This is a genomic window from Caulobacter sp. GW821-FHT05F04 (assembly GCF_059419665.1).
In genome coordinates, this window is record NZ_JBWKSF010000010.1 from 135,857 (window position 1) to 148,978 (window position 13,122).

11 protein-coding genes are annotated in these 13,122 nt (G+C 62.7%); 4 read left to right on the forward strand and 7 right to left on the reverse strand.

Annotated elements, in window-relative coordinates:
* The first annotated feature begins 110 nt into the window (after nucleotides 1-110).
* The 3 genes from AC07R7_RS22895 to AC07R7_RS22905 all read left to right on the forward strand — a co-directional run bounded on the left by AC07R7_RS22895 (nucleotide 111) and on the right by AC07R7_RS22905 (nucleotide 2,428).
* Nucleotides 111-1,391 carry a reverse transcriptase domain-containing protein gene (locus AC07R7_RS22895; protein WP_494636701.1) on the forward strand — a complete coding sequence of 427 codons (1,281 nt, stop codon included), beginning with the start codon at nucleotides 111-113 and terminating at the stop codon, nucleotides 1,389-1,391.
* 108 nt (nucleotides 1,392-1,499) lie between these two features.
* Nucleotides 1,500-1,997, forward strand: coding sequence for a DUF2840 domain-containing protein (locus tag AC07R7_RS22900; RefSeq protein WP_494636702.1), 498 nt, complete (start codon nucleotides 1,500-1,502; stop codon nucleotides 1,995-1,997).
* On the forward strand, nucleotides 1,994-2,428 hold the full coding sequence (locus AC07R7_RS22905; protein WP_494636703.1) for a ribbon-helix-helix protein, CopG family: 435 nt from the start codon (nucleotides 1,994-1,996) through the stop codon (nucleotides 2,426-2,428). Before AC07R7_RS22900 ends, AC07R7_RS22905 begins: the two co-directional genes overlap by 4 nt.
* Here AC07R7_RS22905 and AC07R7_RS22910 read toward each other — a convergent pair.
* On the reverse strand, nucleotides 2,425-4,221 hold the full coding sequence (locus AC07R7_RS22910; protein WP_494636704.1) for a DUF3363 domain-containing protein: 1,797 nt from the start codon (nucleotides 4,219-4,221) through the stop codon (nucleotides 2,425-2,427). The genes AC07R7_RS22905 and AC07R7_RS22910 overlap by 4 nt on opposite strands.
* Nucleotides 4,222-4,876: 655 nt before the next feature.
* Between AC07R7_RS22910 and AC07R7_RS22915 the strand changes: the two genes are divergently transcribed.
* Nucleotides 4,877-7,900: an NACHT domain-containing protein gene (locus tag AC07R7_RS22915; protein ID WP_494636705.1), complete on the forward strand. Its 3,024-nt coding sequence runs from the start codon at nucleotides 4,877-4,879 to the stop codon at nucleotides 7,898-7,900.
* 86 nt (nucleotides 7,901-7,986) lie between these two features.
* Here the strand turns inward: AC07R7_RS22915 and AC07R7_RS22920 are convergent, their stop codons facing one another.
* The 6 genes from AC07R7_RS22920 to AC07R7_RS22945 all read right to left on the reverse strand — a co-directional run bounded on the left by AC07R7_RS22920 (nucleotide 7,987) and on the right by AC07R7_RS22945 (nucleotide 13,119).
* Nucleotides 7,987-8,328, reverse strand: a complete 342-nt coding sequence (locus AC07R7_RS22920; protein WP_494636706.1) for a hypothetical protein — start codon at nucleotides 8,326-8,328, stop codon at nucleotides 7,987-7,989.
* Between the two features lie 386 nt (nucleotides 8,329-8,714).
* On the reverse strand, nucleotides 8,715-9,584 hold the full coding sequence (gene ybgF / locus AC07R7_RS22925; RefSeq protein ID WP_494636707.1) for a tol-pal system protein YbgF: 870 nt from the start codon (nucleotides 9,582-9,584) through the stop codon (nucleotides 8,715-8,717).
* A 75-nt stretch (nucleotides 9,585-9,659) separates the two neighbouring features.
* Nucleotides 9,660-10,226, reverse strand: coding sequence for a peptidoglycan-associated lipoprotein Pal (gene pal, locus AC07R7_RS22930; protein ID WP_494636735.1), 567 nt, complete (start codon nucleotides 10,224-10,226; stop codon nucleotides 9,660-9,662).
* A gap of 190 nt (nucleotides 10,227-10,416) precedes the next feature.
* Entirely contained in the window at nucleotides 10,417-11,715 is a 1,299-nt protein-coding gene (gene tolB, locus AC07R7_RS22935) for a Tol-Pal system beta propeller repeat protein TolB (protein WP_492887218.1), read from the reverse strand.
* A gap of 47 nt (nucleotides 11,716-11,762) precedes the next feature.
* Entirely contained in the window at nucleotides 11,763-12,578 is an 816-nt protein-coding gene (gene tolA / locus AC07R7_RS22940; protein WP_494636708.1) for a cell envelope integrity protein TolA, read from the reverse strand.
* Between the two features lie 19 nt (nucleotides 12,579-12,597).
* Complete coding sequence (locus AC07R7_RS22945; protein ID WP_494636709.1) at nucleotides 12,598-13,119, reverse strand: ExbD/TolR family protein; 522 nt, start codon at nucleotides 13,117-13,119, stop codon at nucleotides 12,598-12,600.
* Nucleotides 13,120-13,122 lie beyond the last annotated feature (3 nt).

Genomic DNA, 13,122 nt, shown 5'->3' on the forward strand with positions numbered 1-13,122 from the left:
CCCTGGGGTGCGGGTCGTCGGGCGTGTTGACGGTGTCAGCGTGACCGGCCCTGGATCGAGTCAAACTCCCTAGTGGCCGGGGGACTTGCCGGTAGCCCAGAGGTCAATAGTTGAAGGTCGAGCCGAGCCTCTATAGCCGAGTGAGAGAGCGCCAGGTTCTGTTGAAGGCCTGGCGCGTGATCAAGGCCAACGCGGAACGGTCGGGCAACAAGCAATCGCGGCTCGATGCGCAACAGTTCGAAGAGAACCTGTTCGCGAACATCGAGAACATCCAGCGTCGCCTGCAAAAGAAAACATTCAAGTTTAAGCCAGCGCTCGGCGTCGCCATTCCAAAGGGAAAAGGCAAGGTCGGCAAAAGGGCGATCATCGTCGCCCCGGTTAGCGACCGCGTGGTCCAACGGGCCATCCTAGATGTTCTATACCGTCATTGCGGGTCAGGTGATCTACAGGCCACGTTACGGACGCCGACGTCCGTCGGAGGGGTGCCGGGGCGTGGTATCGGCCATGCGTTGGCGCTCATAGAGAAAGCTGAAGACGTCGGAGCGCGATATTTCATCCGGTCCGACATCCGCGACTTCTTCCCGTCTTTCCCCAAAGCCAACGTCATTGAGCAGCTAAGGAAGGCGCTGAATGATGGGGATTTCGTGGACCTCTTCGATAGCGCGATAAATGTCGAGTTGTCTAATCGAGCTCAACTCGGCCCCGATGCAGAGCTGTTCCCGCTAGGCGCTGATGGCGTCGCTCAGGGCTCGCCGCTGTCGGTTTTGGCGGGCAATCTACTCCTGAAGGACTTCGACGCTGAACTAAACCGTCGTGATGTCGTTTGCGTCAGGTATATCGATGACTTTCTAATATTAGCGAAAAGCGGGAAAGCGGCCGGAAAGGCGCTTGAGGCTGGCCGCTCAATCCTTAAAAACTTGAACCTCGAAGCTTATGATCCGCAGTCGGCTCCCCACAAGGCTGAAGCTGGGCCAATCAATGGAGGCTTTGACTTCCTTGGATATCGGGTCGTTCGGGGCCTTAATCCGCCCTCGGCATTAGCGCGAGAAAAGCTGCTCGGGAAAATTTCCGAACAGATCGCTGAGGGTAAGAAATGGGTAAATCAATCGCTAAGTGACGGGCAGCCGAGGACGAAGCGAACGCAGTGCTATATTCAGACGCTGTCCCAGATAGACGACACGCTACGTGGCTGGGCGGGAGCATATCAATACTCGCGCAGCGTCCAGAGCTTTGTCGACCTAGATAGGCGCATAGACGAGATGATCCTGTCGTTCGAAACGTGGTTCGATCGCGCGGTGCATGGATATGAAGCCGATCGATACCGTCGCGCCCTGGGCGTGCGGCTACTCTCGGACACCGCACCGGTCGATCTTCCGTCCGTGGATATGTGACGTTCATCGAGAAACATAGCCGCCGTTTCTTTCCCACAGCCTGTCTTTCTTCGACGAAGGTTCTCCTGCCCTTGAACTGGCGCACAGTTGGGTGGCCCCTGGCGCGCCATGCAACCGCGTTTCTCATCATCTTCGATCGAGGTCGAGCTGATCTGGCTCAAGGACCGCTTCCAGCGCTGGCTTCGTTTCGGCCAGCCAGTTGATGAGATCGTCCACGATCGCCGCCGCCGCGCCGTTACCTTCGCCCCCGGCGCCGTCTTCGCCCTGATCCATTGGGAGGCTGGCGACTACGGCACCACGCTCTCGCGCCTCTGGGTTCTCCGTGCGGTCGAAGCGGGCGAGCCCTTCGACCGCGTTCCTTTCGTCAATCCCGGCGCCGAAGTTCTTCTCGACCTGAAGACCTGGGTGAAGGTCCGCGCCGGCCTGGACGCCATCGACGCCATCGAGGCGCTCGGCATCAATCCTGAGCGCGTCTGCCTCGACCACTGGCGCCATGTCGGCGGTCGGATCGCCGTCGCTGAACCGCCATCACCCTACACCCGCGTCCGCCACCGCGCCTGGCTGTCGCGCAAGCGCCTGGGCTTGATCGACGAGGACGCCGCATGAAGGTCGAGACCAAGGTCTATCTGCCGGCCGACCTCGCCAAGGCGCTCGACCAACTGTCGATCCGTACCCGTCGGCCCAAGTCGGAGATCGTCCGGGCGGCTCTGGCTTCGTTCATGTCGCCGGACGGCGCCGAGCGCACGGAAGCGGCGTTGCTCCGCCGCCTGGACCGGATGAACAAGCACATGGAGCGGCTGGAACGCGAAGCCCAGGTCGGCAACGAGGCCTTGGCGATCTTCATACGCACCTGGCTTGGCGCGACGCCGGTCGTCTCGGCCGCCGACGAGCCAGCGACGCGGGCGCTGGGCCAGAAGCGCTATGGCAACTTCATCCAGGCCTTGAACCGCCGCCTCAGCAGCGGCGCCTCGCTCTCCGACCAAGCGTTCGAGCCGGGCGGCCTTGGGCTCGACGGCGACGAGCCAGCCGGGCGTTAGATGCCGAGGCCTCGGCCGCGTCCGAGCTGCCAGGAGATGTTGCCGCCCCTTTCGACCGTGCCGGCGATGTCCTGGCCCCGATAGCGCTCCATCACCGGCCGCCACGGCACGAGCGCGAAGTCCATATGGCCTTCGATCACCGCGAACTTGCCTGATGCCATCTGCACGCTATCGACCAGCTTGCCGCGTACACTCTCGCCGGGCTCGGGCATTCTGAACGGCAGACCTCGATCCTTGGCCATGGCTTCGCCGCGCCGGCTGATCTCCTGACGCTCCAGCGTCGCGAGTAGGTCTGGCTTGGCGCGCCAATCGCCATTGGCGCCGCGCGCGGCATGGCCTTGCCGAACCAGGGCCTCCCGTCGTCGATCGAGGGCGCGCTCGACCTCAGCGCCGAAGCCCTGCGGCGCGGCGTCTAGTCGCCCGCCGTTGACGAGCTGACGATCTAGCCAGGTGGCGCCATCGCTGCGGATCTGGCGCTCCAGGTCGAACGCCGACAACAGGCGGACCTGCGATCGGCGGCTTTGCTCGAAGGCCTCGGCACGGGCTGTAAAGTCCTTGGGGATACTCCAGGCGTCCTTGCTCCAGCGCTCCACCACACCGGCCCGGCGTAGCGCCTCCAACCTTCGAACATGCGCCTCGACGAGATCGTCGGCGCTGGCGCCGGGCGGGAGCTTCATCTCGCCGCTGATCAGCCGTTGCCGGTGATCGCTGGGGCGATAGACGCCATCCTCGGCAAGGGCGGCGATAGTTCTGTCCGCTGGCCGGCTGACGGGTCTGGCGCCAGTCTCGACGACGGCGCCGATGCGGATATCGGCGGCGGTGTCGCCATCGACCTCGACGTGTCGGACCCGGCCATCGATCCCATCGACCACCAAGCCGACCCGATCGCCCAACTCGTCGGTCAGGCGCTTGTCGATCACCCGCCCGGCCTTGGGCGTCGGAGGCTCGTCGGCCGGGTCGATGACGAAGGCCTCGGGATTGGCCGCGCGACCGCGCCGGCTGACGGCCCGGCTCATGGCGCGGATGACGTCGCCGCGCTCGCCAAGGCCGCGCAAGGTCGACTCCAAATCCTCGGACAGCCGCCAGACGCCCGGAGAGACCTGTTCGGCGAGGTCCATGCGCTCCAGGGTTCTCAAGCGGCCTTGGCGCAAGGTCGCCTCGTGATCGGCGCGGACCTGGCCGGCGTCTGGTCGCATGTCGACGGTGCGCGCCGCGGTCATGTCGGCGACGAGGCCGCGGTCGATGTGCGTGAAGCGCTCGGCGGTGATCTCGGCCTCGCGCTTGCGGGCGACCTCCTGCTCGGTCTGCAAGCCTAGCTCCAGGGTCGCCAGTTCCTGGGCGCGATGGCGAAGGCCATGGGTCAGGTAGTCCTGGGCGATGATCAGGTCCTTGCCGAACGCGTCCTTGCCTCGGACCACGACATGGCTGTGCGGGTGGCCGGTGTTGAAGTGATCGACCGCCACCCAATCGAGCTTAGTCCCTAGATCGCGCTCCATCTGTCCCATGAGGTCGCGGGTGAAGGCGCGCATGTCGGAAAGGTCCGCGCCGTCCTCAGGGGCGACGATGAACCGGAACTGGCGTCGGTTGCCGGCACCGCGCGCGGTGAAGGCCGCGCCGTCAACGCCCTCGCCGTCACGGTCGTAGAGCTTGGCGGGCTCGCCATCGCGGGTGACGCCATCACGCACGAGGTAGCGCAAATGCGCGCCGGCCGCCTGGCTTCCACGCTTCAAGGCCGCCATGCGGGTCTTGATGACAACGCGGCGATAGCCGCCGCCGCCGTCGCGAAACTTCATCGCGTTGGCGGCGTCCTGACCTCTGCCGATCCGCGAGCACCGGCCGGGGAAGCCTGAGCGTCTGGCCGGGCCTTGGCCGCCCGACCGCGAGGCGGTCCGTGCGGGCTTGGTGACAAGGCGCGAGAGACGCTTCCCACGACCTACCGCTTGCCGTCCGTCGCTGCGGATGCGGCCCGGCCGGATCTCGAAATCCAAGAGGTGGTCGTCCATGGCGCCAGCTTGCGCTCATGGCCCCAGGCGGCAAGCGTGGCCGGGGTTAGGGACAACTCTGGCGTAGAAAAAGAAAGAGTCCGACCTCGCGGCGAGACCAGCCCCGCCGCCGGTGGTCTTGGAAATTCCAGTGTGCAGACAACCGCGTGAGGGGCCGCTAGCCCCGGACGCTTCAATCTTGCCATGCGTAAGGTCACTGCTCCACCAGACGCGTTATGCTACTCTGAATCCACCACGCCGAAGCCTACTTCCGGCGGCGATCACGCAAATCTTCCACGGATATAGCCAAGCAGTTTCCGGACAGCCTCTACTATTTCAATAGCCCCTCCCGCGTGACCAAAAGCCCAAGGTGAAGCTATGGATTTCGGCGCGAACATCCGCATACTGCCCGTTCTCCGATTGTTTCGAGCGCGAACAATCTGGACTAAACAGGGGTTGGGGACTGATGGCTGTTGGGGGAGATCTGGCGCTAAATGTAGCTGCCAGCCTAATTTTCGAAGGGCTGAAGCGGCCCTTCCAAGCGTTGCAATTTGAGATGAAGCGCCGGACAGCGGTGAGCAAGGCGCTACAAGAGAAGCCGACGGCTCGCTCTGTTAAGGCCGAAGCGCAAATCTCAGAGGCTATTGAAGCGCTGGCGAGAGTCATCGGAAATTCGGAAGGGAAGCTCGATCAGAATACCGCATTATTCATAAGGGAAGTTCAGCGTACAGCCATTCCTGAGACGATATTCCACCTCGCACTGTGCGGACGTGATCCAGAACCAGTGTTCCCATCGTTCTCTGCGATTTACGATCTTTTCTCGGGTCTTCCGTTTTCCAGCAAGGCCCTATTCAACGCTCTTCATGCGTCGATATTAGAGAGGGTGGAAAAGGTCGAAGATGGTGCCTTGTTGGAAATCCTTCGGGCTCAAAATCACGCTCTCTCTACACAGCTGGACCAGGTAATCGCCTCCCTAAACAATGCATCCCATGTAAAGGGCATAAACACATCTTCCATAGAAGATGCTCGCGTGAAGGTCGCGAAATCCATTGAAGCGGCCAATAGATTTGTAAATATCGAGACTTTGCAGGGGTCAAAGAAGTTCAAACTCAAATCTCTTTCGATACCAGCGCGGCTTGGCGAACTAGACGAGCTGGCTATTCAGTCGGCTAGAGCTTCGGACCAGGACTTCCATTCCATTTACATAAATTTTCGCCGTCAAACGCACCGTGCGGTTATCCTAGGGGATCCGGGAGGCGGAAAATCAACATTGACCCAGCTTCTAGCGATAGACCTTTCCAGCGCCATCACGCTTGAAGCGGCGAACCCCGGCGAAGCGCACATAGACGTGCGCGATCTGAGATTGCCTTTGAGGATCGTCCTCAGAAGCTACGAATCCAGAAAAGAAAAGAATCCAGCTTATTCGTTCTTCGACCACATAAGGGACGAGATACTTATAGCTCTAGAGCAAAACGTGGAATTTGCGGCAAAGTTTCTTCAGAGAACGCTCTCTCTGGGTGAGGCAGTTGTCATATTCGACGGCCTTGATGAGGTTCTTGACATCGACGCTCGTCGCACGATGGTGACCTATATTGAACAGTTTGCCGAAATATATTCAGCATGCCCCATAATGGTTACCTCGCGGCTTGTTGGGTATCGCGACGCCCCACTTAGTGAGGATTTTACTCCTTACGGACTGGCGCAATTCAATGATGCTGAGGTCCTCAAATATGCTGAGAACGCAATCCGTGCAGTCAACGGCCTGAAAGTTGCCGAGGCAAAGCAAAAGGCTGAGGCGTTTCTTAAGCAAACCGAATCCGTGGGTGGAGACCTAAGAAAAAATCCGCTTATGCTTGGACTGATGGTGCAGATTTTTGTCTTTCGAGGAGATGTGCCATCGAATAGGCCTGAAATTTACAAAGAGTGCGCCATGCTCATGTTTGAAAAATGGGATGGCCGCCGAAATATTGTGGCGAATGTTCCTTACGAAGACTTTGAGCTTCTTGACGTATTCAGCTTTGTCGCGGGGAGGATTTTCGGCTCCCCTGAACGTGAAGAGGGAGTGAGTCGAGATTGGCTGACCAAGGAGCTCAAGGTAAATTTTGAAAATTGGTACATCGATAAAGCTAATGCATTTAAAGCCGCAAAGGCTCTCGTGGAGTTCTTAACGGGTCGCGCATGGGTTATGAGTGAGGTTGGGCACCACACATATAAATTCACGCACCGGACATTTCTTGAGTACTTCTTCGCGCGCGGCTTGATTTCGGAATGTAGGGACATTGAGGAATTAATACGAGAAAAGTTACTTGAGCGCGTTGCGCGAAACGAGTGGAACGTTATTGCGCATCTCTCCCTGCAAATGGCCGTATTCCGCGAAGGCGGAAAAATGCGACAAGCCGCGACGGTCATCCAATCAATTTTGGAAGATACTCCACTACCAAGCAAGCAAGAGCTGGCAGTTTTAACATTTGTTTCTAGGGCTACAGAGTATCTCACGTTACCCGAGGTGTCTTACAGCCATATAGCCAAGCTGGTTGTTGACCGCGCTATTCGAGTTGGCTCGAAGGAAGATACGTCTGCTTCAAGTGTAGTAAGAGCACTGCTTAGTGCAGCAAGGACGAGGGCGTCGCTGGCTTTATCTGCGCTTGACGCCGAAGTGGGGCGATGGGCGGCGCAACCTGATGCGTTCGAAAACATCTTCTGTATGTATCTCCTCGACCTACCTGCGGCTACGGGGCGAAGCCCGCGCAGCATTGACAACGTTAAAAGGAGGTCGCGGCTCGATCGAGCTTGGGCATCGCTTCAAAGTATTAGAGTGAAATATCGTGAACAATTTCTGCAGTCAGCGCTAAAGAGTCCCATTGCGGCGCGCTCATATATATACCTCTACAACGAGCGGAGACTTCAACTATATAATATACACGGGATCAATTTGCTGATCTCGGCGCAATCACCTTTAGTTCCGGGGCCCGCAGAGCGGACTCTCCCGGAAGCGCTTCTAGTTGGACTCGCCGGCTTGACCCGTGACCTCGACTTGGATGGACCCGAGTCAGGGATCGATGATCGCATCCGGTTCATTCGCAGCGTCGCTGACGACGCTCTCGCCGGGGCGTTTACCTCATTGAGCGCCCCCCTGATCAGTCGCGAATATATGCGAGAGTTTAAGGGTGATCTTGAGGAGGTCGTGCGGCGCATGTGGCATTTCCGCAGATCGCCACGTCGCTACAAGAGGAGTGAAGCAAGTCTCGGGGCGATAATGGTATGTGTATGTCTGCTCCTAGAGCATTTCCCACACTTTAGGGATGAGCGCGGGGACTTGGGCATTAAGAGGAGCTCGAGGCGGAAGGAGGCGAATCACATGTTCGAGATCTTGGCACCTACGGGAATTTTCCGGGAGTTACTATCCTCTATGGAGGGCTCTGACTTCGCTCCAATTCTCCGAGCCTGGATAGACGACGAATTTCGATTCTCGGGCACCGCGCCTCGGTAGGCTCAGAGCAATCTCCGGGGGCAATGGCTTCGCTGAGACGCGGAAGCGTGACAGCGCCTCTCGTGGCTGCTCCAAGCGCTGCTCGATTAGGTGTCAGTCGGAAACTCTGCCGGGAAGAACGAAGGGACAGCGCCTCTCTTGGAGTAGGCACCCCGCTCGCACCAGAAACCTACTGAGGGGTCACGGGTCTGGCCGCCGCGCTCGGTCATCGCCGTCACATTGGCGTTGAGGATGCGGGCGGCCATTTCGCAGTTGGTGAAATTGTAGTTCGGGTTGCTCTCTCCTTGCGCGTCGAACGTAGCGAAGTGAACACGCATCCCGTTGTTGAGCGGGGAGTTGCGGTAGAGCGTGGCAGGCTTGGCGTCACCGCTGCAAGAGGCCAGGAACGGCATAAAGAACGTAAGCGCAAGCGCAGTCATTGTGCGCATAGATGAACCCTCCCGTTTGGTCCGTGAGCATCGCGCACGGGGGCGAGGGTCTGCAACTAGGAGATGGCGGGGCCGGCGCTCGGCTATACTTGACACGGTTGACCCTCGTCATTTCACGACGTGAGGCGGGGGCCTAAACTGGCACGCAAACCATCTGTCGGCTCAGGGAAGTGTGCGACCGCTCAACGGTCTCTAGATCGAAGCGGCTAGGAATTGTCGGTCCCGGATCACACCCGCCCCTGTGGCGGGAACCCCTCTATCCGCCGCACGTGCGGGAGGGGCGGACTGCTAAACAGTCCGCTTGCGTCTCACGTGTCAGCTGAACCAGGGGTTCCCGCCACAAGGGCGGGAATGACGGTGGTTGTGGGTGGGCTGGAAACCCAATCCTAGGCGCACCTGGCCGCGACGCGGGTCGAGGCCGCGCGGGAGATGACCTGGGCCGGAGCCTTCGGATAGCGCTTGGTCAGCTCGTCCAGGGTGCGGCACGCCTCGGTGGTCTTCTTCAGGGCCACCATCGAGCGGGCCAGTTTCAGCGTGGCGTCCGGCGCCCAGCTGGTCTGCGGCCAGCCGCGGATCGCGCCGATATAGGCCCCGGCCGCGTCGGTATAGGCCTCGCGCACGAACAGGGTCTCGCCCTGCCAGTAGCGGGCTTCCGGCGCCTTGGCGCTGTCCGGATAATTGTTCGCATAGGCCGCGAAGGCCTGTTCGGCATTGGCGTAGTCGCCGGCCAGCAGCAGATCCTTGGCCTGCTTGAAGGCCACGGCCGGATCGGCGGGCGGCGCCGGCGGCGGCGGGGTCCCGCCGGCCAGCGCCATTCCCCCGGTTCCTTGGGCGCCGACCTGGACGGCGGCCGCCTGCATGTCGGCGATCGACTTCTCCAGCGCGGCCAGGCGCTGTTCCAGCAGGTCGGCGCGCGCCTTCTGGTCGGCGACGGCGCGATTGGCCTTGGTCAGCTCGAAATTGGCGGCCTCGTTCTGGCCGTTCAGCTTGGTCAGGGTCTGTTCCAGGTCGCCGACCCGCTCGTTCAGGGCGGCGATCTGGGCGTCGGTCTCGGCCGGCTGAACCACCACGGGCTTACCGGTGTCGCGGCCCTGGAAGACGATCGACCGCAGCTCGCGGACCACCTTCTCCATGCGCTCGACGCGCTTGGCCGAGCGATCGTCCAGCGGATCCTCGACGGGCAGCGGGGTCTGGGCCACGGCCACGGCGGCGGTCGAGGCGAACAGGACGGCGAGCAGAGCGGATTTCAGCTTCATGACCGTGATCTAACGATAGGACGCGGACAAAACTAGGGCGGCTACTCGTTGAGCAGCCGCCCCAGGACTTGCGGCTTAGCGGGCGCCGTCCGTGATGGCCGTGTGGCCGTTACGGTTCTTGGCCCAGGCCTCTTCGCTCGTGCCCGCGTCGATCGGACGTTCCTTGCCGAACGAGATCGTCTCGATGCGGGCGGCGGCGACGCCTTGGCCGATCAGGAAATCACGCACGGCGTTGGCGCGGCGGGCGCCGAGCGCCAGGTTGTACTCGCGGGTGCCGCGTTCGTCGGCGTTGCCTTCGATGCGGACGCGGACCTGCGGGTAGCGGTTCAGCCACTGAGCCTGGCCGGCCAGGACCGGCTGGGCGTCGGCGCGGACCGAATATTCGTCGGTGTCGAAATAGACGCGGTCGCCGACATTGACGACGAAGTCCTGAACCGAACCCGGCAGCACGCCGCTCGACACCGGCGGGGCCGGCGGCGGGGTGTAGGGCTGGCTCGGCGCGGCCGGCGTCGGTTCCGGCGCCGGCGCGGCGGGCTGGGGCTTCGGACGCGAAGCGCAGGCGGCGAGCGAGGCGGCTGCCACGCCGACGAGCGCCAGTCTAATGGCGCGCTGGGTGTCGAAGCTCATCCAGTTTCTCCTCAGTCTACGAACTCTGGACCTGATCCATACCTGCGCAACGCTTGCAATGGACCCATGAAATGCCTGACCAAGCCTCACAATGATGTCAGAAGCTCGTCAGACGATGATGATTCACTTCCGGCGCGAATAGACCAAGCCGAAACCTCTGCCTTAACGCCTGTGCTTCGCGCAGGTTGCCCGAAGGATGTGTCAATCAGTCGAGCAGCGGCGACCAGGCCGGGTCGGAGCCCGAGCCGCCATAGGCCGCCGGCCGCAGGATCCGGCCGGTGATGTCCACCGTCCACAGCTTGGGATTGCCGGCCGAGCCCTCGCGGAAGAACATCAGAACCCGGCCGTTCGGCGCCCAGGTCGGGCCCTCGTCCAGATAGCTGGTGGTCAGCAGACGCTCGTCGCTGCCGTCGGGACGCATGACGCCGATGTGGAACTCGCCGCCCGTCTGCTTGGTGAAGGCGATGAAGTCGCCGCGCGGGCTCCAGACCGGGGTCGTGTAGCGGCCGCCGCCGTACGAGATGCGGCGCACGCCCGAGCCGTCGGTGTTCATCACATAGAGCTGGGCCTGGCCGCCTCGGTCGGAGTTGAAGGCGATCTTGGTCCCGTCCGGCGAGAACGACGGCGAGGTGTCGATGGCCGGGTCGGTGGTGATGCGGGTGGTGGCGCGGCTGCGCAGGTCCATCAGATAGATGTCGCTGTTGCCGGCCTTCTCGACCGAGAACGCCACCTTGCTGCCATCCGGCGAGAAGCGTGGGGCGAACACCATGCCCGGGAACTTGCCGACCGTTTCCTGCCGGCTGGTCTCCAGGTTCAGCAGGTAGATCGACGACCCCGTCGGCCGCAGGGCCATATAGGTCAGTTCCTGACTGGTCGACGAGAAGCGCGGCGTCATGACGATGTACGAGCCGTCGGTCAGGTACTGCGGGTTGGCGCCGTCCTGGTCCATGATCGCCAGGCGCTTGACGCGGGCCAGCTTGGGGCCGCTTTCGGCGACGAAGGCCACGCGGGTGTCGAAATAGCCCTTCTCGCCGGTCAGCCGCTCATAGACGGCGTCGCTGATCTTGTGGGCCACCCGCCGCCAGTTGTCGGGCGTCGAGGAAAATTGCAGGCCCAGCAGTTGTTGCTGGCTGAACACGTCCCACAGGCGGAAGTCGACGCGCAGGCCGCCGTCGGGGCCGACCGTGACCTGGCCGTTGATCAGGGCCTGGGCTCCCGTCGCCTGCCAGTCGGGGAAGCGCGGCTGGACGTTGACGTCCTGCAGCTTGTCCGGCACGCCCGACACGTTCAACGGCTGGAACAGGCCCGAGCGCTCGAGATTACCGGTGATGACCTGGGCGATCTCGGCCCCGCGCGTCGTCCCCGAGAAGGCGGGAACCGCGATCGGCAGCGGCTTGACCGCGCCGGCGTTGATGTCGACCTCGATCTGCGCGGCGGCCGGCGTGACGAAAGCCGCGCCGCCCAGCAGGACGGCGGCCATGAGCAAGAGAGCTCTCAGACGCATCGGGGCTTTCAAGCGCATCGAAGTCTCCTTCTTGATCCTTCCGAGCATCAACGCGAACAGGCCTGTTTTGCGTTGAAGTTCAGGGCGATTTTCTGACCGTACAGGTCGGACGGCAGGTAGGCGAACGGCGAGGCGGCGAACAGCGCGCGGATGGCGCGGTCCGAAGCCGCCTTCACCACGGGATCGGGCGAGGACGTGCCCGGCGACTCCGGCTGACCGACGACCCGGCCGCCCGGTCCGATCACGAACACCACGCGGACATTGACGTTGGCGCCGCCTTCGACCTCGCAGTTGGGGTTCCAGCGGTCCTGGACCTCGCCCTGCAGGCGGCCCAGGGCGGCGGCCGAGAGGCCGGTGGCCGCGCCCATGGCCGGACGGGCCGAGACCGAGGTCTCCGCGCGCGCCGGACCCTTGGGCGCGTTGGCCGTCGGCTTGCCGGTCGCCTTCTTGGACTTGGCGATCGAGGCCTCAAGCGAGGCGAAGAAGTCGGTGTCGGGCTTCTTCTGCGTCGGGGTCGGCTTGGCCGGCTTGGGCGTGACGGCCGGCTTGGGAACGGGCGTCGGCTTGGGCGGCGGCGCGGGCGCGGGGGTCGGCGTGGGCGCGGGCATCGGAGCCGGCGGCTGCGGCGTGGCCTCCGGGACCGGATCCGGCGTCTGCGCCGTCTGCTCCTCGGGCGCTTCCTCGGCGGGGCGCACATTGGTCGGGCCGTTGGTGACGATGGTCACCGGCACCGACTCGCCGATGGTGATCGGCTTGGACTGTTTCCACGGCAGGCCGAACGCGATCAGCGCCGCCACCGCGCCGTGCAGCGCGATCGAGGCCAGCAGGCCCGGAGAGATCGGGGATTCGCGGCGAACGCTCATCAAGCTTTCCTGGCCGCCCCTATTGCGCCGGCCGCAGGTCGCCCGAGCCCTCCGGCTGAGCATCCTTCGGCGCCGCGCCCGTGGAGGGACCGCCCGTCTCGGTGATCAGGTTGATCTTGTTGAAGCCCGCGTTCGACAGGCCCGCCATCACCTGGGCGACGACCGCATAGGTCGCCCCGCCGTCGGCGCGGACGAAGATCGGCTTGTCGTAGCCGCTGCCGGCGATCGCGTTCAGGCGCGGGGCCAGGTTCTGGAACGGGATCTCGGTCTCACCGACGAAGATCTTGCCCTCGCGGTTGATCGACACGGTGATCGGCTCGTCCTGGTTCTGCAGGGCGGCGGCTTCGGTCTTGGGCAGCTCCAGCGGCACGCCGGCGGTCAGCAGCGGCGCGCTGATCATGAAGATGATCAGCAGCACCAGCATCACGTCGACCAGCGGGGTGACGTTGATCTCGGACAGGGCCCCGCGCGAGCGGCGACCGCGACGACGACGGCCCCGGCCGCCGCCGGTCGCGAAGGCGTCATTGGACGACATCGCCATCGG